We start from the raw sequence: 20,043 nt of genomic DNA, 5'->3' as shown, positions 1-20,043 counted from the left end.
GTGGGTCGGCGGGGAGGGACGACGAAGGGCGCCTCCCTCGGTGAGGGGGCGCCCGTCGTGAGCGTGCGCTGTCAGTCGGCGCTGTGCACCGGGCGCACACGCTCGCCCAGGTCGGCCAGCTGCGCCTTCATCTCCCCGACGGTGAGGGTGTGCTCGACGCGCGGCGAGTAGAGCATCGAGCTCGTGATCGCCCCCGTGGCACCGATCCGGAACGCGTCCGCCACGTGGCTGACCAGGCCCGCTCCGCCCGACGCGATGACCGGCAGCGAGACCGCCTCGGTGATCTGCTGCGTGATGTCCAGGTCGTAGCCGGATCCCGTCCCGTCGCGGTCGATGCTGTTCACCACGATCTCGCCGGCCCCGAGGTCCTGACCCCGCCTGGCCCACTCGACCGCGTCCATGCCGGTGAACGTCCGCGCACCGTCGATGGCGATCTCGTAGCCGCTGGGGATCTTCGCGGTCTTCTCCACGCGCTTGACCTGCATGCTCAGCACGATGCACTGCCGGCCGAACTCGACCGACCCCTGCGTGATGATCTGCGGGTTGCGGACGGCCATGGAGTCGATGCTGATCTTCTCCGCACCGGCGCGCAGGACCTCGTGCATGTCCTCGAGGTGCCGGATGCCGCCACCGACCGTCAGTGGGACGAACGTGCGGTGCGCCGCCTTGCGGACCATGGCCAGGTCGATCTGCCGCTTCTGGGCGCTGGCCATGATGTCGTAGATGACGATCTCGTCGACGTCCTCGTGGTACAGCCGGTCGGCCAGCTCGGCCGGGTCCCCCACGTCGATGTTGTCCTGGAACTGCTGGGCCTTGGTGACGCGCCCGTCCTTGACGTCGAAGCAGGCGATGAGCCGGTTAGCGAGCATCGTTCACGTCCTTGATGTCGAGGTCGCAGAACGACTTGAGCACCTGCAGGCCGGCGCGCGCGCTCTTCTCGGTGTGGAACTGCGTCGCCATGATGTTCTTGTGCGCGACGGCCGCCGCGAACTCCTGGCCGTACGTGGTCACACCAACCAGGGTGGAATCGTCGGTGGGCCGCGCAAAGAATGAATTCACGAAGTAGTAGTAGCCACCCGGCGTGAATGCGCGGGAAAAGGGGTGGTCGCCGCGCACGTCGACATTGTTCCAGCCCATGTGCGGCACGCGGACCTGGGAGTTGTCGAACTCGTGGACGCTGCCCCGGAGCCAGCCGAGGCACTCGACATCCCCTTCCGCGGAGTGCTCGAACAGCACCTGGAGCCCGACGCACACGCCGAGAAACCCCTGGCCATCGCCCAGAACCTTCTCGGTGAGGTGGTCGATCCACCCTTCCTGCGCCAGCGACTCCATGGTCACGCCGGCGGCTCCGACCCCGGGCAGGATGTACTTGTCGACCTCGTCGCACTCACCCGGCTTGGTCACGAGCGCGTGCGGGACACCGAGATGTTCGAGCGCATAAGAAATGCTCTGCGAATTACCGGTGCGGTAGTCGATGATCCCGATCACTTGCCCAATCCTACACTGGACACCTGTCTCACATGCCGGACGTCAGTCGAGGAACAGCGCCCTCAACCGGACGGTCGTGAACGCCAGACCCAGGCCGATCATCACGACGAAGTAGGCCACGTGCGTGAGCATCGAGCCGTCGAGCACCCCGAGCGTCAGGCCACGGACCAGCTCCACGGCGTGCCACAGCGGCAGCGCCTTGATCAGTCCCTGGATCCAGCCGGGGTAGACGGTGATCGGGTAGAACGTCGCCGAGAACAGGAACATCGGCAGCATCACGAAGTTGATCCAGTCCATCTGCTGGAACGTCTTCATGTAGCTGGTGACGGCCATCCCGACGCTGGCGAACCCGAACGCCACGAGCAGCACGGCGGGGATGGCCAGCGCGGCGCTCCACGCGAGGTTCAGGCCCATGACCTGCATGACGGTCAGGAAGCCGATGGCGTAGACACCGCCGCGCAGCAGTGCGTACGTGATCTCGCCGAACGCCACGTCCAGCGGGCCCAGCGACGTGGCGAGCATCCCGTCGTAGAGCTTGCCGAAGTGCATCTTGAAGAACACGTTCCACGTCGAGTCGTACACGGCGCCGTTCATCGCGGAGACCGCGAGGAGCGCCGGCGCGATGAAGGCCGCGTACGACACCGACGTGCCGTTCGGCAGCTCGACGTCGCCGATGAACGTGCCCAGCCCGAGGCCCATCGCCAGCAGGAAGAACACCGGCTCGAAGAAGCCGGACAGCACGATGACCCAGTTGCTGCTCTTGGTCGCCTTGAGCCCGCGGGCGACGACCGCGCGCGCGTTGCGCGCGTACAGCGAGCTGATCGTGGCCTTGTGGGTGGGTTCGGTCGTGGTGGTCGTCATCCGGCCCGCAACCTCCTCACGAACACGCGCCGCGCGACCACCCAGCCGACGACGGCGAGCACGACCAGGACCGCGAGGTGCCAGCCGACCGGCCACGCCCCCGGGGGCGACCCGTACGAGAGGGTCCGGCCGATCTCGCTCGCATGCCACAGGGGCGAGATCCAGCCGATCCACTGCAACCAGACCGGGAGCGTGGTGAGCGGGAAGAACGTGCCCGAGAACAGGAACAGCGGCGTGAAGACGAACCGCTGCACCAGCGCGAACTGCCCCTTGTCCTCGGTCAGGCTCGCGGAGAACGCCATCAGCGGCAGGCCGAACGCCAACCCGCCGAGCACGCCGACCAGCGGCATGAGCGCTCCGGTCACCGGGTCGCCCACCGCGCCGAACGCCAGGATGAGCAGGTAGTAGATGGTGCAGGTGAACAGCATCCGCAGCACCACCGAGATCACCAGCCCGGCGGCGATCTGCGGCGGAGCGATCGGGGACGCGTTCATGCCCCAGAAGATCCGGCGCCACTTGAACCCGGCCATGATGACGAACGTGAACTCGTCCATCGCGACCGTGACCGCCGCCGTGGCCAGGAGCGCGGGCGCGACGAACCACACGTAGTCCACGAGCCCGTCGGCGCCGGACGCGATCGGCTGGTCGAGGAACGCCGCCAGGCCGAGCCCGATGCCCAGCAGGTAGAGCAGCGGGTTGCCGACGCTGCCGGCCACGATGGTCCAGCCGTACGCCTTCATGCCGCGCAGCTGGTGCTCCGCGATGTACCAGGCGCCGAACCGCCGGGGCTTGGCCGCGGCCGCGACGGCTGCGTCGGTCAGAGTCGTCGTCATTCGATGAGGCTCCGTCCCGTGAGCCGCAGGAACACGTCCTCCAGGCTGGACCGGCGCACCAGCGACGTCGTCGGGTGCAGGCCGAGGTCGGTCACGCGCTCCAGCACCGCCTCGCCGTCGTCCGCGTACAGCAGCACCCGGTCGGGGAGCACCTCGATCCGCTCCACCAGCCCGGCCATCCGCACCGCGGCCTCCGCGTTGCGCTCCGACCCGAACCGCAGCTCGACCACCTCGCGCGTCGAGTACTGCCGGATCAGCGCGGACGGGCTGCCCTCGGCCATGATCGCGCCCTTGTCGACGACCACGATCCGGTCGCACAGCTGCTCGGCCTCGTCCATGTAGTGCGTGGTGAGCACCAGGGTGGTGCCGCGCTCCTTGAGTCGGAACAGCCGGTCCCAGAGCACGTGCCGGGCCTGCGGGTCGAGGCCGGTCGTCGGCTCGTCGAGCATGAGGATGCGCGGCTCGTTGATCAGCGCGCGGGCGATGGTCAGGCGCCGCTTCATGCCGCCCGACAGGTCGTCGACCTTGGCGTTGCGCTTCTCCTCCAGCTGCGCGAAGCCCAGGAGCTCGTCGGCCCGCGTCGCGCACACCGACCGGGGGATGCCGAAGTAGCGGCCGTAGACGATCAGGTTGTCGCGCACGCGCAGCTCGGTGTCGAGGTTGTCCTCCTGCGGCACCACCCCGAGCAGCGAGCGGATCTCGGGGCCGTGGGAGTCGGGGTCGAGGCCGAGGACCGTCAGGTCTCCGGCGGTGCGCTGCGACACCGCTCCGACCATCCGCATGGTCGTGGACTTGCCCGCACCGTTGGGGCCGAGGAGACCGAACGACTCCCCGGGCGGGACCTCGAAGTCGATGCCGTCGACGGCGGTGAAGTCGCCGAAGCGCTTGGTGAGGCCGTGGGCGGCGATGACGGGTGCGGTCACAGCGGTCCAACCTAGACGAGACGACCGACAGCGCCCCAGCACAATCCGGTTGACCGGGGCAGCGTCGCCGGGCAGCCTGCACCGATGGACGACCTCTGGCCCCTCGCAGCCCTGCGCGTCCGCAGCGGCGACCTCGAGCTGCGGTACATGGACGACGCGGACGTCCACGCGCTCGCGCGGCTGGCCGCCGACGGTGTCCACACCCCCGACGCGATGCCGTTCACCGTGTCCTGGACGCGCGGCACCCCGACCGAGGTGGCCCGCAGCGTGCTCACCTACCAGTGGGGTGCGCGCGCGTCGGCGACCCCCGCGAAGTGGAACCTCGAGCTCGCCGTGGTGCGCGACGGCGAGGTGCTGGGCAGCCAGGGACTGGGGGCCCACGACTTCCCCGTCACGCGCACCGCCGAGACCGGCTCGTGGCTCGGCCTGCGCCACCACGGTCAGGGCATCGGCACCCGCATGCGCCTGATGATCCTGCACCTGTTCTTCGAGGGGTTCGACGGCCTGCGCGCGACGACCAGCGCGTTCGACGACAACGCCCCGTCCAACGGCGTCACGCGCCGCATCGGCTACACCGAGAACGGCGTCGACGTCCTCGCCCGCGAGGGGAAGCCCGCCACGAGCCGTCGGTACGTGCTGGACCGTGCTGCCTGGGACGCGCGGCCGGCCGGTCTGCGTCCCGAGGTCACCCTCGTCGGCGTCGACGGCGCCCGGGAACAGCTCGGCATCTAGCGGTCGTCGGCAGCGTCGTGCACGTACCGCGCCACCTGCACGCGGTTGGTCACCTCCAGCTTGGTGAACACGCTGCCCACGTGCGTCTTCACCGTGGCGACCCCGAGGTGCAGCGACCGGGCGATCTCGGTGTTCGTCATCCCGTCGGACACCGCGTCGGCCACCTCCCGCTCCCGCTCGGTGAGGCGCGCGAGGAGCGTGCGGGCCTTGCGTCGCCGCCCGTCGTCGGACGGTCGGGTGACCGCCGCGATCAGCTGGTTGGTCACGCTCGGCGACAGCATGGGCTCACCGAGCGCGACCCGACGCACGGCGACGACGAGGTCGGCAGGGGCGGTGTCCTTGAGCAGGAACCCGGAGGCGCCGAGCTGGAGGGCGGTCAGGACCATCTCGTCGGTGTCGAACGTGGTCAGCACGATGATGCGCGCGCTGGTGCCTCGCTCCTTGAGCCGTCGGGTCGCCGCGAGCCCGTCCATCCGGGGCATCCGGATGTCCATGAGCACCACGTCGGGGAGCTCACGGGCGATCACGTCCAGCGCGTCCTGCCCGTCGACCGCCTCGCCCACGACGTCCAGGTCGGGCGCACCGCCGAGGATCATCCGCAGCCCGGCGCGCACCAGGGGATCGTCGTCCACCACGACCACGCGCACGGTGCTCACGCCGGCCACGGCAGCCTCGCCTCGACGACGAACTGCCCGTCGCGCCCCACGCCGTGCTCGAGCTCGCCGCCCGCCAGCTCGGCCCGCTCGGTCAGGCCCGCGAGGCCGACCCCGCCGGGACGCCCGCCGGGCAGCGCGCCGACCCTGTTCCGCACCTCGATCTGGAGCCGGCCGCCGGGTCCGCCGGCCAGCCGGACGCTCACGGGCTCACCGGGTGCGTGCTTGCGGGCATTGGTCAGGGCCTCCTGGACGATCCGGAACGACGTGCGGGACAGCGTCTGCGGTCCGGGCTCCCCGGCCAGGTCCGTGGTGTCGAGCGTGACGTCCGACCCGGCCTCCCGGGCGTCGGCCAGCAGGGCGGGAAGCTCCGCCAGGGTGGGCTGCGGAGGTTCGATGCCGACCGCGTCCGCCCCGGCCCGCAGCACCCCGAGCACCTGCCGGAGCTCACTGAGGGCGAGCTGCGCGTTCGACTGGATGGTCTGCGCCGTCTCCCGGGTCTCCTCGCGGGTGAGGTCGTCCCGGTAGGCCAACGCTCCCGCGTGCAGCGCGACCAGGGAGATCCGGTGCGCCAGGACGTCGTGCATCTCCCGCGCGATCCGGGTCCGCTCCGCGTCTCGCGCCCGCTCCGAGGCCAGCTCCCGCTCGCGGTCCGCCGTCGCCACCTGTTCCTGGAGGGACGCGACCAGCTCGCGACGGGTGCCGATGTAGTAGCCCGTGGCCATCGTGGCGATGAAGTAGATGATGCCGACCAGGACGGCCAGCAGGACCTCGAAGCCCTCGGTCGGAGGGCCGGGGAAGGCCGTGCGGTAGTAGACCTCCGACACCACCCCCGTGACGAGCGCGACCGCTGCGGTGACGACCACCCACGACCGTCGGCGCCAGGTGGCCATCGAGACCAGCGCGATCGTCGCCGGCCCGATGCTCGCCGTCGAGACGGTCGTGGCGGCGAGGGTCAGGCACGCGACCGCCACCGGGTACCGCCGGCGCAGCGGCAGCAGGCAGAGGGTGACCACCCCGAGGAGCAGGTCGAGCGCGGTCAGCACGACCACGACGCCGCTCAGCTCGGGCATGAAGCTGGTGTGCTCGGCGAGCGTCACCGCCCAGGCGCCCAGCCCCACGACGGCCGCGACCAAGTAACGCCACACCCGGGACCAGCGCGACAGCGCGGCCTGCGGGGGGGTCGGGGTCGCGAAGAGCATGACGGCAGCCTAGGCAGTGGGTCAGCGCCCTTCGCCCACCTTCCGGCCGCTCCGTCTCCACCGTCCGGTGGAGCCTGGGCTGACCGCAGCGCCGATGCTGCGGCGTACCGGGCACCGCCACGGTGGGGCCATGACCAGACCACTCACGCTCGCGCGCACCGCGGGCACCCTGTACCTCCTGCTCGCCGTGCTCGGCGCCTGGGCGCAGCTGGTGGCACGCGGCTCCGTGTACGTGCCCGCCGACGCGGCGGCCACCGCCGCCGGGATCGTCGAGCACGAGACCCTGTTCCGGCTCAGCCTGGTGGCCGACATCCTCATGGCCGTCGTCTTCGTGCTCCTCGGCCTCACGCTCTTCCGGCTGCTCGACGGCGTGCACCGCCGGGCGGGGACCGCACTCCTGGTGTTCGTCGCCGTCGGCGCCGGCTCGATCCTGGTCAACCTCACGTTCCAGGTCGTCGCCCTGCTCACCGCGACCGACCCCGCGTACGACGCGGCGACCACCCTGCTGCTGCTCGACCTGCACAGGTACGGCTACGCGCTCGGCGGGGTCTTCTTCGGTCTCTGGCTGCTCCCGATGGGCTGGGCCGCGGTCCGGACCACCCTGTTCCCGACCTGGCTCGGCGTGCTCCTGATCGCCGGCTCCGTCGCCTGGGTGCTCGACCCGGTGATCCTCTTCGGTCTTCCCGACGCGACCGTCCTGACCGGCGTCGTCGCCACGGTCACCACCGTCGCCGAGCTGACCCTGATCGGGTACCTGCTGGTCCGCGGCGTGCGTCGGCCCGCCCCGGCCGAGCTGCCTGTCCTCACCCGGTGACGACCTGCTCATGAGACGACGACGCGGGACATCGGTCATCGATGTCCCGCGTCGTCCAGGGCGTGGCCCCGACTAGCGGTAGGCCGCGGCCTGCAGGTCGAACAGCTCGGCGTACAGACCGTCGGCCGCCACCAGCTCCTCGTGGCTGCCCGACTCCGCCACCCTCCCGTCGGCGACGACGAGGATCAGGTCGGCCATCCGCACCGTCGAGAACCGGTGCGAGACGAGCAGCGTGATCGCCCCGGAGAGCTCTCCGACATGCCTCGCGTGGCGCGCGTACTGCTCGAAGAGGTCGTGCTCGGCCTGGGCGTCGAGCGCCGACGTCGGTTCGTCGAGCACGAGGAGCAGCGGCGCCTCGCGCATCATGGCGCGGCCCAGCGCGAGCTTCTGCCACTGACCTCCCGAGAGCTGTGCGCCGTCGGTGTACGTCGTGCCGAGCTGGGTGGAGAGCCCGTCGTCGAGCCGGTCCAGCACGTCGAGCGCGTGTGCGCGACCCAGCGCCCCGAGGACCGCATCCTCGGACGCGATGTTCTCCAGGTCGCCGACGCCGACGTTCTCCCGGGCGACCAGCTCGAACCGGCAGAAGTCCTGGAACCCGGCCGACACCCGCTCTCGCCACGCGTCGACGTCGATGTCCCGCAGGTCCTCGCCGTCGACGCGGACCACACCGCTGCTCGCCTCGTAGAAGCGGCACAGGAGCTTCACGAGCGTCGTCTTGCCCGCACCGTTCTCCCCGACGATCGCGACGGTGCTCCCCGCCGGCAGCGTCAGGTCGACCCCCGCGAGGACGGGAGCGTCCGTACCGGGGTACGTGAAGGCGACGTCCTCGAACGTGATTCCCGTCCGGAGCTGGTCCGGAGCGGGAGCCGTCCCCGGCGTCGTCTCCGCCGACACGACCCGGCGGACCCACGCGAGGTCGTTGACCGTGCGCGCGGCACGCTGGAGCTGCTGGAGGATCGTGACCGACGACGTCACCTGCTGGTTCACCTGCGCGGCGAGCGTGATCACGAGGATCACGTCGCCGACGGTCCGCTGACCCGAGACCGCGTCCCGCACGACGAGCAGCGTCGCCCCCACGTACGCGGCGGCGAAGACGAGCTGGCCGGCGACCCGGAGCCCTCCCGCCTGCAGCTCACCGCGCCACAGGGTCGTCGTCGCGAGCTCCCACGCGCGAGCGTGCCGCGAGCGCAGCTCGTCCTCGAGCCCGCACACCCGCAGCTCCTTCGCGGGGCCCGCGTCGTTCGCGAGCAGGAACAGGTGACGCGCACGCCGGCTCTCCAGCGCGGCACTCTCGCGTGCCGCGGCGAGCCTGCTCTCCGCGCGCCGCCCCAGCACGAGCGGCGGGACCGCGGCCAGCGGCAGCGCCAGGAGCCACGGGTTGACGCGGCCCAGCAGCACCGCCGTGAGCACGACGGCGACGGCGAGCCCGACGCTCGAGAGCAGCGCCTGCATCGAACCCCACCCCGACCGGTGGAGCTCGCCGCGCAGCACCTGCAGCTTGTCCGCGTAGTCGGGGCGCTCGTGGTGCTCGAGGCCCGGTGACCCGTTGGCCAGCTCGACGAGCTCGCGCTCCAGCTTCATGACCGCGAGGTCGCCGAGCTCGAAGTAGAAGATGTGCGCGAAGTGGCCGGCGGTCAACGACGCGATGACCAGGACCGCGACGACGACCGCGGCACTCGTCGCCGCTGACGCGTCACCGGCCACCGCGGCGTCCGTCACCGCGGCGAGGGCGGGCGCGGACAGCGGCAGCGCGAGCGCCTGCAGCAGCATCAGCACCAGCGCGAGCAGCAGCCGGCGGGGATCGATGCGGTACGCCAGGCGCATGAGAGCCCACGAACCGCTCAGTGTCTGTCTCACAGCCGTCCTCCCGTTGCCGTCCCGGACGTGGCGGTCGCCATGTCCGCCGGGACCTCGTCGCCGTCGACGTCCAGCCCGGCCTCGAAGCGTTCCGCCTGGAGCCGGAACAGTCGCGCGTAGTGGCCGTCCGCGGCCAGCAGCTCGTCGTGCGAGCCCTGTTCGACGACCCGCCCGCCGTCCACGACGACGATCGTGTCGGCGCGGCGCACGCTCGAGAACCGGTGCGAGATCAGCAGGGACGTCACGCCCCGCGTCAGCTCGACGAACTGGTCGAAGAACGCCGCCTCGGCGCGGACGTCGAGCGCCGAGGTGGGCTCGTCGAGCACGAGGACCCGGGCGCCCGCGTCCAGCGCGTACAGGGCGCGCGCGATCGCGACCCGCTGCCACTGACCCCCGGAGAGGTCCGCACCTCCCTCGTACGCGCGGGACAGCGGCGTGTCGAGCCCGAGCGGCAACCGCTCCAGGACGTCGAGGATCCCGGCGCGTCGTGCTGCCTCGCGCACCGCCTCCCGACGTACCGGCACGTGCGCGGCACCGAGCGCGATGTTGTCGAGCGCGGTGAGCTCGTACCGCACGAAGTCCTGGAAGATCACCGAGACCTCGCGCCGCCACAGCGCGACGTCGATCTCGGTCAGGTCGACGCCGTCGCACGTGATCCTGCCCGCCGTGGGCTCGTGCAGGCGCGTGAGCAGCTTCACCAGCGTGGTCTTGCCGGCACCGTTGATGCCGACGAGCGCGGTGCTCCGGCCCGCGGTGAGCTCGAGGTCCAGTCCGTCGAGCACGACCCGCGAGCTGCCCGGGTACCGGAAGTCCACCCCCTCGAACCGCAGCGTGGTGCTGCCGTCCGGGACGGCCGTCCGGCCGTGCGGCGGCGCGGCCTCCTGCGCGTCGTCGATGCGCGTCTCGAACTCGCGCAGCGCCGACATCTGCTGCATCCCGTACTGCGTCGCGACGTCGGCCTCGGGGTAGTACTCGCCGAGCAGGAGCGCCGCGACGACGGACTGCAGTCCCAGCGTCAGACCCGTGAGGTCGATGTCACCGGACACGGCGAGCCGCGCGATCACGACGAGGACGCCGGCCGCGATGGCGAGGCCCACCGACGTGTACACCAGGTAGGGACGCAGGTAGATCCGTCGGCGGCGCGCGGTGACGGGGGCGAGCATCTCGCGCGTCGACTCCTCGTACCGGTCGGCGAACCAGCCGGCGAGGCCGAACACGCGCATCTCCTTCGCGGCGCCGGCACCCATCGACACGTCGCGCAGGTACTCCGCCCGGCGGCGGACGCCCACGACCGTCGACCACGCCGTGGAGTACTTCCGCAGACCGCCCCGCTGCCCGTAGCGGAACACCAGGGTCGCGACGACGAGCGCGGCGGCGGCCCACCACGTCGACACGACGGCGACGACGAGCGCGAAGCCGGCGAGGCGCACGTACCGCGCGATCAGCGCGAGCTGGCCGGCGCACGCGTCGCCCGGGGTGATGGTGTCGGAGTCCATCTGGCGGGTCGCCTCGCTCAGTGCGTCGAGCGTGGCCTGGTCCTCCATCGGCCCGATGCCGGTCGAGCGGAGCGTGCTCGCGAGCATGCGGTCGCGGAGCCGCCCGTTGACCCGACGCTTCAGCCGCATGCCGAGAGCCGTCTGCGCGGGCGTGAGCAGCTGCTGGCCGCCGAACGCCGCCGCGGCGACGAGGAAGTAACGCACCAGCGCGTCCCACGCGTCCGAGCCGACGCCGCCCTGGACCGCGAGCGGGACGTGACCGACCACGGCGCTCGTGGCGAGGACGAACACGACGGGGAGCAGCCCGAGGACGACGTTGAGCAGCGTCAGCGCCAGGACGAGCCCTGCCCCGCCCGTCGGGAGGAGCCGTGCCGTGTCGACCCGAGGCACCACCGCCGTCTTGTACCAGGACATCACCATGCGTCGATCCCTCCAGCGAGGCTGCGGACGCCCGGATGACCGGCGTCCCGCAGACGGGCGAGGCACGCCTGCGAGCGCGCCCCGGACTTGCAGTAGAGGACGACGTCGTCGAACTCGCTGAGCAGCGCGACTCCCTCGGGCGTCGTCACCTGGGCCCGGGGAAGCAGGATGCTGCCCGGGATCGCGCCGAGCTCGTGCTCGAACGGCTCGCGCACGTCGACGAGCGCGAACCGGCGCGCTCCGTCGGGCTCGTCGAGCCGGCGGCGGAGCTCGGCGGGCGTGATCTGGTCGTCCGCACCGGGCGCGGCCTGGGGGAGGTCGCACCGGGCGACGTAGTCCCACTCGTCGAGCGAGCCGACGCGCAGGGTGCCCGGCTGGCGGGCGATCGGGAAGCTGCGCCACCGCATGCTCAGCGCGTCGAGGACCAGCAGGCGCCCCACCAGCGGGTCGCCCGCGCCCACGACGAGCTTGAGGGCCTCGCTCGCCATCGTCGCGCCGATCATCGCGCACAACGAGCCGAGGACCCCACCCTCGGCGCAGGACGGCACCAGGCCGGCGGGCGGCGGCTCGCTGTACAGGTCGCGGTACTGCGGCCCGTACCGTTCCCAGAAGAGGCTGACCTGCCCTTCGAAGCGGAACACCGACCCCCACACGTACGGCAGGCCGAGCAGGACGCACGCGTCGTTGACCAGGTAGCGGGTCGCGAAGTTGTCGGCTCCGTCGAGGACGAGGTCGTAGCCGGCGAACAGGTCGAGCGCGTTCGTGGCGTCCACGCGGACGGGGTGCGCGACTACCTCGACGTGCGGGTTGATGGTCGCGAGCCGCTCGGCGGTCACCTCGACCTTCGGCCGGCCCAGGTCGTCCGAGCCGAACAGGACCTGCCGCTGCAGGTTGGAGGCGTCCACGACGTCGTCGTCGACCACCCCGAGCGTGCCGACACCTGCCGCAGCCAGGTACGTCAGGATCGGCGCGCCGAGGCCGCCGGCGCCGACGACGAGGATGCGTGCGGACTTCAGCCGGCGCTGCCCCTCGAGGCCCACCTCGGGCAGGAGCAGGTGGCGGCTGTACCGGGCGATCTCCTCCCGGCTGAGGTCGTGCGTCGGCTCGACGAGCGGCCCGGGTACGACGACGCGGGGAGCGGTGGTCGTCGTCACGGCGCTCAGCCCCCCGCCACGGCAGGGATGACGGCGATCTCGTCGCCGGCCGCGACCGGCGTGTCGAGACCCCCGGAGCCGCGCACGTCGACCTCGTTGACGTACACGTTCACGTAGCGCGAGAGGCCCTCGCGCCCGCGGATCACCTCGACGAGGTCCGCGTGCTCGGCACCGACGTGCTCGAGCACCTCGGCGATCGTCGCACCGGTGACGTGCAGGGTCCGGGCGCCACCGGCCCGTCCGGCCAGGACGGCGGGCAGCAGCATGGTCGCGGTCATGAAGGTTCCTCTCGTGGTGCGGACTGTGCGGGGTCGTTCGCCCCGGCTGTGAGGTACGCGTGCTCGCCGAGCCGGACGGCGTACGCGGTCGTGCCGGGCGCCGGGGCGCTCGCGCTCACCCGCAGGTCGAGCACCGTGCCGACGACGGCGGCGGCCCCCGCCTGCTCGAGCGCGGACCGCTCCGCGGACGCCGGCGGGGCGAGACCGATGCACGTCGCGCCGGCGGTGACCGCGCTCGTCACGCCGGCCGGCGCGTCCTCGACGACGACGCAGTCGGCCGCGTCCAGCCCGAGCCGCCGCGCGGCGAGCACGTAGGGGTCCGGGCTCGGCTTGCCGCGCGTCTCGCCCCAGGTCACCGTGGCGGTGACCTCGTCGTGCAGGCCGAGCGCCCCGACCACCGCGGCCAGCCGCTCCCGCGAGGCGCCGGTCACGAGGGCGACCGGCACCCCCGCGGCGTGCAGCCCTCGCACGAGGTCGGCCGCGCCCGGCACCGGTGCCGACCGCAGCCCGGGCTCGAGCGTCCGCACGATCGCGAGGACCTCCTCGACCCCGGCCGCGTCCGCCTCCGGGAAGAGGTGGCGCACCGTGTGCTCCGGGCTGCACCCGACGATGTGGGTCGACGACTCCTCGCCCGGCGCCGCGCGGCCCCGGCGTGCGCAGACCTCGGCCCACAGCTCGAGCACGGCACCCTCGGTGGTCACCAGGACGCCGTCGACGTCGAGGAGCACCGCCGAGCACCGCACGCCTGCGTCGGTCGTCATGCCCGGACGAGCCCTCCGGCGAGCGCGGCGTGACGCACCGCCCGTGCCATCCGCTCGGGACTCGCGGCACGGGCCACGAGCGTGTTGACCAGCACCGCGTCGGCGCCGAGCTCGAAGGCACGCGTCACGTCGGCGGGGCTGCCGATCCCGCCCTCCACGACCGTCGGGATCTCGACGGCGTCCATGCAGGCGCGCAGCGGCTCGGCGTCCACGATCCCGCGGTAGCTGGCGACCGGTGCGGCCATCAGACGCAGCGCCGAGCAGCCCATGCCCTCGAGCACCCGGGCGGTCTCGACCTCCGGGAGGATGAACGGCAGCAGGCTGAACCCGTCCGCGAGGAGCTCCTTGGCGGCCAGGATCGTCGCCTCGGCGTCCGGCATGTTCGTCGTGTCCCGCACGTCGAGCTTGATGATGTCGAGGCCCAGGGCGGTGCGCAGCTGCCGGGCGGTCGCCACGGCGTCCGCCGCCGAGTGCGCGAACGACGTCGTGCCGATCCAGATGAACCGGTCGAGGTCGAGCTCGCGGTCCAGGTCCGACAGCAGCAGGCTGCTGCGCGTGCGCTCCAGGTCGTACGTCGTGATGAACACGTCGGCGCCGCTGCCGTCCAGGACGTCGCGCACGAGCGCCGGCTCGGTGTACTGCTCGACGCCCAGGAGCAGGCGGGAGCGGAACGCGCGCTCACCGATCTGCAGCCACGGCTCCGGTCCGAACACGTCGAGCTCGAGGTCAGTCACAGCATCTCCTTCAGGTCGGACATCGGTGAGCCCTCGGCGAGGAGTGCGAGGAGCTCGGGTCGGTGGGCGATGCCGTCGAGGTGGAAGACGCAGTAGCCGTGCTCTGCGTCCTGCTCCACCGCGGCGAGCATCTGGGCGACGACGTCGAGCGGCAGGTCGCCCGGCTCGTCGGCGTGCGCGGCCTGGAGCCAGGGCATGACCGGGAGGCCGGTCGCGCCGCTCAGCTCGTCGTGCACGTCGCGGACGTGCTGGGCGGGGCGGCCGATCATCGCGGTGTACGACATCGGCATCAGGACGTCCACCAGCGGGGCCAGCCGGGCCGGGTCCTGCCCGCACGCCCACGCGCGGGCACCCTCGTGGTCGGCCGCCAGCCACGGCACCACCTTCACCGCGACCGGCACGCCGGGGTGCACGCTCCGGACCAGGTCCGCCGCCTGCGCGACGCGGGCCGTCACGAGGTCGGTGCGACGACGCGCGAGCTCAGCCAGCCCGTACGGCCGGTCGCCTACGCACCGAGCGCAGCAGCAGCCGTGCTCGATGTCCGCGGCGACCGCTCCCGGCGGCACCGTCTCCCACCGCACGAAGCCCCGGGCGAAGTCGAGCGACACCAGGTCGGGCTCCAGCCGCGCGACCCGGTCGGCGATCCGTGCCGACTGGAGCTCCCAGAACCGCTCCGAGCTCGGGCAGGCCATGTGCAGCCAGTCCACGGCGGCACGGCGGCCGGTGCTCGTCACCGCGTAGAGCTCCGGATGCTCCGCCAGCACCTCCGGGGAGTGCAGCAGCGGCACGTTGACGATCACGCGCAGCGCGCTGTCCGCGAGGCGGGCGCACAGGTCGTCGTCGTCCGCCGCGTCCATGCCCACGACCACACCGTCGAGCCGTGCCGCGCGGGTCACCTCCTCGATCCGGTCGAACGGCGTGCGCGGGTCGAGACACAGCACCGCTCTCACGTCGACGCCGGGACGTCGTCGACGTGCTCGATGAGCCCGGCGAGGTCGTCGTCGTGCGACGTGGCCGGCGCATCGAGCTGGCCCACCGGTCCCACCGGGTTCCAGGACAGCAGGCGCCGCCCGGCGTAGAAGCGCCGGCCGTTCTCCTGGGTCTGCGGGCGGTCGTGGAACAGGTGGAGCAGGGGGTCGGGGTACCGGTCCACGGCACCCACCACGTCGAGCCGGAACACCAGGTCGAGGTCCTCGCCGCCCCAGCCCTCGAACCGTTCGTCGAACCCCCCGACGCGCTCGAACAGGCCGCGCCGCACCCACACGCAGTGCCCCGGGGGGCGCCTGAGCACGACGCCCCGCAGCTCGGCGAGCGGGCTCTCGGACCGGCCCTCCAGGACGCGCGCGGCGATCGCGTGGCTCGACGACGCCTCGTCGAGACACAGCGCGTCGCGGTAGGGCAGGTGCGCCTGCACACCCCGGACGCCGAACCGTGCGACGTTGCGCGCGACGAAGTCGCGATCCACGAGGACGTCCCCGTCCAGCACGCACAGCAGCTCCGCGCCGGTCGCGCGCTGGACGACGCCGACGTTGACCGCCCACGCCTTGTTGAAGTGCCCCGACGCGGGCAGGTGCAGGTAGTCGTCGGCCACGGCCGAGATCTCGCGAGCCCATCGCGGCTCCGTGTCCGCCTCGACGACGACCACCCGGTACGCCGCGCGGTCGGCGCTCTGGTCCTGCAGCGCGCGGACGCACGCGAGGAGGTTGCGCAGGCGCGAGCGCGTCGGGGTGCGGTCCCGGAAGGGGATCACGACGCACACCGGCGCGCTCGCCGGCGCCGGCGGACGCGCGGGCGCGAGCGACGTCAGCGCCAGCAGGTCCTCCGCCGTGATCACCGGACCGCCGGGCCGGTGCTCCGGGCCCAGGTGCGCGGCCAGCCGCCCGAGCGCGTCCGCCTGCAGCGCGACGCGGCCGACGCGATCCCACGCCGGGTCACCGGCCGCCGACCCCCGGGCGACGAGACGCGCGAGCTCAGCGAGCCGGGACGGCTCGGACGGCTCGGCGAGCACGTCGTCGAGCGCGCCGGCCACGTCCGCGTCGTCCAGCGCGCGCACGGCAGCGACCACCGCGAGGTGAGCGCTGCGCGACATGTCCCAGTAGTCGGCCGCCGCCTCCTGGGCGTGCGGGTCGGCCACGAGCAGGACGCTGCTCAGGATCGCGTCGTCGCGCTCGGCCGTCGGCCAGCACCCGAGGTCGGGCGATGCGCTCATCGACACAGCTCCAGCGGCAGCACGACGCCGCCCACGACGTCGTCCCAGGGGCGCTCCTGCACCCTGGCGCGCAAGGTGAGCGGGAGCCGGTCCGCCGACCCCGGAGCGGCACTGAGCCCGAGCGCAGGCCACGGCAGCTCGACGTCGAGCGTCACCCCGTGCTCGTCGTGCTCGCAGGAGCGGACCACCGGCGGGAGCAACGACGGGGTGGTCGAGTAGTCGCTGAAGTCGTGGCTGCCGTCGAGCGGACGGTAGAACAGCTCGTACCGGAAGTTGCCCGTCGCCCACCCGATGGCGGCCATCTGGCTGTCGGCGACCGGGGGCATGCGGACCGTCGCGCGCAGGCCGGCGGCCGTCTCCTCGAGCTCGAGGCGGACAGGACCGAGACCCCCGCCGTACCCGTGGGACACGTACCGTTCTGCGTGGTCGTCGGCCTCGTCGTCGAGCAGGGAGACCGTCACCCGACCCCCCTCCGGCAGGACCACGGGCGACGCCCCGAGGACCGTGGCGAGGTCGCCGAAGTCCTCCGCGCACCCGACGAGGTTCTCGACGTCCCACGGAAGGTCGACGGCGAACCCGGCCCCGATGCCGTCCCACCACAGGTTGTGCGGGAACCAGTCGCGGACCGGTGCGCCGCCCAGGACCGCGTCGAACGGGTCGGCCCCGAAGAGGTCGAGGTGCAGCCGCCGCGCGAAGTCGGTGACGAGCCCGGCGTCGTAGCGCTCGTGCAGCTCGCGGAACCGCGCGGCGTCGAACGAGTCGAGCGCCAGGTAGTCGCGCATCTGAGCGAGCTCCTCGAGGCGGACCGTCGCCCACGGGAGCGGCTGGGCCTCCATGGCGTACCCGACGTACACGTGCGCGCACCGGATGAGCACCGCGATCTCCGGACGGAGCACGTCGATGCCCTCCGCGGGCCCGGTGCCCGGTGCGAGCTGGTCCACGAGGTCGTCGTACGTGATCGACGTGATGGAGAACGGCGTCGCCAGCGCGAGCCTGCCGGTGCGGCGACGGACGTCGACGTCGTCGGCGCGCAGGGCGGCGTCGATGCCCGTCACGATGTAGCGGCTGTGCACCTCGAGCGCGTCCATGTGGGCGAACACGTACGGGTGCTCCTCGCCGTGGAAGTGGTAGCCCGCTCCACCCGTGGCCTCGACGGCGGCGGCGACACCCTTCGGGTCGGCACCGAGCACGTCGATGTCCGCGCTCCGCGAGAGGTGCTCGAGGTCGTTCGTGAGCGCGTACAGACCGAATCCCTTGATCGGGACCAGTCCCGGCCCGCGCTCCACGTCGACGATCGCGTCGCGCACCGTCGTGAACAGCCGCAGCTGCGCGTGCACCCCGTCGACGATCGTGGCGTGCGCGTCGGCCAGCCGGTCCTCGAGCCCTGCAGGCAGCGGGACGTTCTCGCGGCGCGCGCGGGCGAGCAGACGGGCCTCGAGCCGGTGCTGCCGGACGGCGGCGAGGAGCTCGCCCTGCGGGACGTCGGACAGGTCGGGCGCCGTCGGTCCGCCGGCGGCCCACACGAGCGCACGTCGGATCGTCTGGAACGGGGTCATCGGGTCCTCCAGGTCGTCACGGTCGGATGGTGCGGCGGGCGGTCGCACGTGCGGCTCGCCCGCGGGTCACGCGGTATCGGTGGTCGTCCTGCACGCGGTCCGCCCCCGGTCACGACGGGAACCCCGAGAAGGCGCGGACGTGGGTGACGAGGTCGCCGTCCCGCAGCACGTGAACCGCGGCGGCGGGCGGTGCGCCGGGCACCATGGCGCCGACCGACGGCTCTCCCGGCAGCGCCGCGGTCGACCGGACGCCGGGCGCGACCCGCAGCGGGCGCCCGGCGAACGTCGCCGCCGCCGCCGTGTGCGCGTGCCCGCAGAGCACCGCGACGATCCGCTCGTGCGCGCGGACGACGGAGGCGAGCTCGTCGGCGTCGCGCAGCCGGATCGCGTCGATCTCGGGGATGCCCAGCGCCACGGGCGGGTGGTGGAACGCGACGACCGTCGGGAGCCCGTCCGCGGTGGACGCCGCCTCGGCGAGGAGCGCCAGGCTCTCCGGCGCGAGCCGGCCCCACGGCTCGCCCGGGACCGTCGAGTCGAGCAGGACGAAGCGCACGGCACCCGCCACCACCACCTGGTCGACCGGGGCGCCCGGGACGTGCCCGTCGCGGCCGAGGAGACCGGAGGCGAACGCGGCCCGGTCGTCGTGGTTGCCCGGGACGAGCAGGACCGGCACCGGGAGCGACGACAGGAGCGCCCCGGCGGTCTCGTAGTCCTCCGCCGCACCTCGGTCGCTCACGTCACCGGTCACCAGGACGGCGGTGAACCCGGCCGCCATCCTCGCGAGGTGCGCCACGGCAGCCTCGACGCGGTCGCGCGCCGCCGCGCCGCCGTCGAGATGCAGGTCGCTGAGGTGTCCCAGGACGACGGCGCTCACGACAGGCCCTGCGCGTCGGTCGGGCCGGTGCGCGTCAGCCCGGGCGCAGCCGGGCGCGACCCGTGCCGACGGGTCCGGAGCGCGACGGGCCCGTGCACCCGCGGCACGGCGGGGCCCTCGGCGCCGAGCCGGGACGCCACGGTCGAGGTCGAGCCGGTGTACTTGCCGCGGTACTGGAGGGGCTCGCCCTGCATCGCCCAGAACGCCAGCTTGCCGACGAGCATCCCCGGGTAGACCCGCAGCGGCTGCGCGACGGCGATCTCGAGAGTCCAGGGGAAGACGCTGCCGCAGTGTCCGAGCGGCGCGGAGAACTGGATCCACATCCCGAGCGTCGAGACGGAGCGGCTGGCGTGGAGCGTGGCGACGTAGCGGGCGCTGCCCATCGCCTCCATCGTGCTGCCGAGGTAGAACCGGCCCGGCTCGAGCACGTAGCCCTCGGCGCCGATGTGCTCGCGCACCGTGACCGGCGGCGCGTAGCAGTCGATGGCGTCCGTCTCGTAGCGGACGAGCTCGGGTGCGAGCCGGAACCCGTAGCTGTTGGGCTCGAGCCGCGCCGGATCGAACTCGCCGATCTCGATGATGCCGGCGCGGACCTCGCGTGCGATGTCGGCGCCCGTGAGGATCACAGCCAGCTCCCGACGAGCGCCCGGACCGCCGCACGGAAGGCGTCGAGGTCGCCGTCGTTGTCGATCACCGCGTCCGGGACGATCCGGTCGAGCTCGTCCGTCGACCGGTCCGAGCGGGTGAGGTCCCCCCGGCCCGAGAGGCGGGCGGCGCGCACGGGCTCGGTCGCACGGACCCGGACGACCCGGAAGCCCTGCGCGGCCAGCCGGACGGCGTCGACGTGCGGGTCCCGCAGGTCGTCGTTGACGACGACGTCCGCCTCGACGGCCCCCAGGCGGTCGAGGAAGTGGTCCACGAGCGAGGTCGGGCTGATCCGACGCAGGGCGCGGGCGAGCGTCTCCATCAGGACCTGGTCCTGGGCGCCCTCCCGCAGCGGCGTCCGCGCGGCCTCGTAGACGCGTTCCTGCAGGGCGTACAGCGGAGCGGCGAGGCCCAGCCGGGCGCACCGGAGCCCCCGCTCGTGCGCGAGCTCGGCCACGACGCCCGCGAAGGTCGACTTGCCCGAACCGGCCAGACCGATGACCGCGATGCGCAGCTGCCCGCGCTCGACGTCGGCGACCGGATCCACGGTCAC

Annotated in this window: 20 protein-coding genes and 1 pseudogene; 2 read left to right on the top strand and 19 right to left on the bottom strand. The window is 72.7% G+C overall.

Annotated elements, in window-relative coordinates:
* Window positions 1-71 precede the first annotated feature (71 nt).
* The 5 genes from hisF to ASD16_RS09205 are packed head-to-tail and all read right to left on the bottom strand — an operon-like array spanning window position 72 to window position 4,105.
* Window positions 72-869: an imidazole glycerol phosphate synthase subunit HisF gene (gene hisF, locus ASD16_RS09225; RefSeq protein ID WP_055916103.1), complete on the bottom strand. Its 798-nt coding sequence runs from the start codon at window positions 867-869 to the stop codon at window positions 72-74.
* A complete protein-coding gene (gene hisH / locus ASD16_RS09220) occupies window positions 859-1,488 on the bottom strand; it encodes an imidazole glycerol phosphate synthase subunit HisH (RefSeq protein WP_055916101.1) in 630 nt (209 codons plus the stop codon). The genes hisF and hisH overlap by 11 nt, the downstream gene beginning before the upstream one ends.
* Before the next feature lie 42 nt (window positions 1,489-1,530).
* A complete protein-coding gene (locus ASD16_RS09215; protein ID WP_055916099.1) occupies window positions 1,531-2,349 on the bottom strand; it encodes an ABC transporter permease in 819 nt (272 codons plus the stop codon).
* Complete coding sequence (locus tag ASD16_RS09210; protein WP_055916098.1) at window positions 2,346-3,182, bottom strand: ABC transporter permease; 837 nt, start codon at window positions 3,180-3,182, stop codon at window positions 2,346-2,348. Before ASD16_RS09210 ends, ASD16_RS09215 begins: the two co-directional genes overlap by 4 nt.
* On the bottom strand, window positions 3,179-4,105 hold the full coding sequence (locus ASD16_RS09205) for an ABC transporter ATP-binding protein (RefSeq protein ID WP_055916096.1): 927 nt from the start codon (window positions 4,103-4,105) through the stop codon (window positions 3,179-3,181). Before ASD16_RS09205 ends, ASD16_RS09210 begins: the two co-directional genes overlap by 4 nt.
* An 84-nt stretch (window positions 4,106-4,189) precedes the next feature.
* On the opposite strand from ASD16_RS09205, the gene ASD16_RS09200 reads away from it, so the two are divergent.
* Window positions 4,190-4,837, top strand: a complete 648-nt coding sequence (locus ASD16_RS09200) for a GNAT family N-acetyltransferase (RefSeq protein WP_055916093.1) — start codon at window positions 4,190-4,192, stop codon at window positions 4,835-4,837.
* Here ASD16_RS09200 and ASD16_RS09195 read toward each other — a convergent pair.
* The gene (locus tag ASD16_RS09195; RefSeq protein ID WP_200942921.1) at window positions 4,834-5,502 is read right to left on the bottom strand and encodes a response regulator transcription factor; all 669 of its coding nucleotides are present in this window, start codon (window positions 5,500-5,502) and stop codon (window positions 4,834-4,836) included. The two genes, ASD16_RS09200 and ASD16_RS09195, sit on opposite strands and share 4 nt — an antisense overlap.
* A complete protein-coding gene (locus tag ASD16_RS09190; RefSeq protein WP_055916091.1) occupies window positions 5,490-6,692 on the bottom strand; it encodes a sensor histidine kinase in 1,203 nt (400 codons plus the stop codon). The genes ASD16_RS09195 and ASD16_RS09190 overlap by 13 nt, the downstream gene beginning before the upstream one ends.
* 130 nt (window positions 6,693-6,822) lie before the next feature.
* Here ASD16_RS09190 and ASD16_RS09185 point away from each other — a divergent pair, with 130 nt between their 5' ends.
* Window positions 6,823-7,506, top strand: coding sequence for a DUF4386 domain-containing protein (locus tag ASD16_RS09185; RefSeq protein WP_055916089.1), 684 nt, complete (start codon window positions 6,823-6,825; stop codon window positions 7,504-7,506).
* Window positions 7,507-7,578: 72 nt separating this feature from the next.
* On the opposite strand, the gene ASD16_RS09180 is transcribed toward ASD16_RS09185, so the two are convergent.
* From ASD16_RS09180 to ASD16_RS09125, 12 genes and pseudogenes are all read right to left on the bottom strand, one after another.
* Window positions 7,579-9,363, bottom strand: coding sequence for an ABC transporter ATP-binding protein (locus tag ASD16_RS09180; protein ID WP_055916088.1), 1,785 nt, complete (start codon window positions 9,361-9,363; stop codon window positions 7,579-7,581).
* A gap of 104 nt (window positions 9,364-9,467) precedes the next feature.
* Window positions 9,468-10,112: pseudogene (locus tag ASD16_RS22450) on the bottom strand (ATP-binding cassette domain-containing protein); the annotation flags it as partial.
* A 1,160-nt stretch (window positions 10,113-11,272) separates the two neighbouring features.
* Window positions 11,273-12,433 carry a molybdopterin-synthase adenylyltransferase MoeB gene (moeB, locus tag ASD16_RS09170; protein WP_157453869.1) on the bottom strand — a complete coding sequence of 387 codons (1,161 nt, stop codon included), beginning with the start codon at window positions 12,431-12,433 and terminating at the stop codon, window positions 11,273-11,275.
* 5 nt (window positions 12,434-12,438) lie between these two features.
* Window positions 12,439-12,711 carry a MoaD/ThiS family protein gene (locus ASD16_RS09165; protein WP_055916085.1) on the bottom strand — a complete coding sequence of 91 codons (273 nt, stop codon included), beginning with the start codon at window positions 12,709-12,711 and terminating at the stop codon, window positions 12,439-12,441.
* Complete coding sequence (locus ASD16_RS09160) at window positions 12,708-13,472, bottom strand: HAD family phosphatase (RefSeq protein WP_055916083.1); 765 nt, start codon at window positions 13,470-13,472, stop codon at window positions 12,708-12,710. The genes ASD16_RS09165 and ASD16_RS09160 overlap by 4 nt, the downstream gene beginning before the upstream one ends.
* On the bottom strand, window positions 13,469-14,206 hold the full coding sequence (locus ASD16_RS09155) for a HisA/HisF-related TIM barrel protein (RefSeq protein WP_055916080.1): 738 nt from the start codon (window positions 14,204-14,206) through the stop codon (window positions 13,469-13,471). Before ASD16_RS09155 ends, ASD16_RS09160 begins: the two co-directional genes overlap by 4 nt.
* Window positions 14,203-15,156, bottom strand: coding sequence for a hypothetical protein (locus ASD16_RS09150; RefSeq protein ID WP_157453868.1), 954 nt, complete (start codon window positions 15,154-15,156; stop codon window positions 14,203-14,205). Before ASD16_RS09150 ends, ASD16_RS09155 begins: the two co-directional genes overlap by 4 nt.
* A complete protein-coding gene (locus ASD16_RS09145; RefSeq protein WP_157453867.1) occupies window positions 15,153-16,415 on the bottom strand; it encodes a glycosyltransferase family 2 protein in 1,263 nt (420 codons plus the stop codon). The genes ASD16_RS09150 and ASD16_RS09145 overlap by 4 nt, the downstream gene beginning before the upstream one ends.
* Complete coding sequence (locus ASD16_RS09140) at window positions 16,412-17,971, bottom strand: nucleotidyltransferase family protein (protein ID WP_157453866.1); 1,560 nt, start codon at window positions 17,969-17,971, stop codon at window positions 16,412-16,414. Before ASD16_RS09140 ends, ASD16_RS09145 begins: the two co-directional genes overlap by 4 nt.
* A 109-nt stretch (window positions 17,972-18,080) precedes the next feature.
* Window positions 18,081-18,845 (bottom strand): metallophosphoesterase, encoded by a 765-nt coding sequence (locus tag ASD16_RS09135; RefSeq protein WP_055916073.1) that lies wholly within the window; start codon window positions 18,843-18,845, stop codon window positions 18,081-18,083.
* Entirely contained in the window at window positions 18,842-19,471 is a 630-nt protein-coding gene (locus tag ASD16_RS09130; RefSeq protein ID WP_200942919.1) for a deoxycytidine deaminase, read from the bottom strand. The genes ASD16_RS09135 and ASD16_RS09130 overlap by 4 nt, the downstream gene beginning before the upstream one ends.
* Entirely contained in the window at window positions 19,468-20,043 is a 576-nt protein-coding gene (locus ASD16_RS09125; protein ID WP_200942918.1) for a hypothetical protein, read from the bottom strand. Before ASD16_RS09125 ends, ASD16_RS09130 begins: the two co-directional genes overlap by 4 nt.

The organism is Cellulomonas sp. Root485 (assembly GCF_001426705.1).
Classification (GTDB): domain Bacteria; phylum Actinomycetota; class Actinomycetes; order Actinomycetales; family Cellulomonadaceae; genus Cellulomonas.
This window is presented reverse-complemented; position numbering and strand designations above follow the sequence as displayed.

Excerpts from the sequence above, each read along its gene's own strand:
- ASD16_RS09200 (WP_055916093.1), top strand. The coding sequence starts at position 4,190 with ATGGACGACCTCTGGCCCCTCGCAGCCCTGCGCGTCCGCAGCGGCGAC.
- ASD16_RS09215 (WP_055916099.1), bottom strand. The coding sequence starts at position 2,349 with ATGACGACCACCACGACCGAACCCACCCACAAGGCCACGATCAGCTCG.
- ASD16_RS09160 (WP_055916083.1), bottom strand. The coding sequence starts at position 13,472 with ATGACGACCGACGCAGGCGTGCGGTGCTCGGCGGTGCTCCTCGACGTC.
- ASD16_RS09140 (WP_157453866.1), bottom strand. The coding sequence starts at position 17,971 with ATGACCCCGTTCCAGACGATCCGACGTGCGCTCGTGTGGGCCGCCGGC.
- ASD16_RS09190 (WP_055916091.1), bottom strand. The coding sequence starts at position 6,692 with ATGCTCTTCGCGACCCCGACCCCCCCGCAGGCCGCGCTGTCGCGCTGG.
- ASD16_RS09210 (WP_055916098.1), bottom strand. The coding sequence starts at position 3,182 with ATGACGACGACTCTGACCGACGCAGCCGTCGCGGCCGCGGCCAAGCCC.
- ASD16_RS09185 (WP_055916089.1), top strand. The coding sequence starts at position 6,823 with ATGACCAGACCACTCACGCTCGCGCGCACCGCGGGCACCCTGTACCTC.
- ASD16_RS09145 (WP_157453867.1), bottom strand. The coding sequence starts at position 16,415 with ATGAGCGCATCGCCCGACCTCGGGTGCTGGCCGACGGCCGAGCGCGAC.
- ASD16_RS09165 (WP_055916085.1), bottom strand. The coding sequence starts at position 12,711 with ATGACCGCGACCATGCTGCTGCCCGCCGTCCTGGCCGGACGGGCCGGT.
- hisF (WP_055916103.1), bottom strand. The coding sequence starts at position 869 with ATGCTCGCTAACCGGCTCATCGCCTGCTTCGACGTCAAGGACGGGCGC.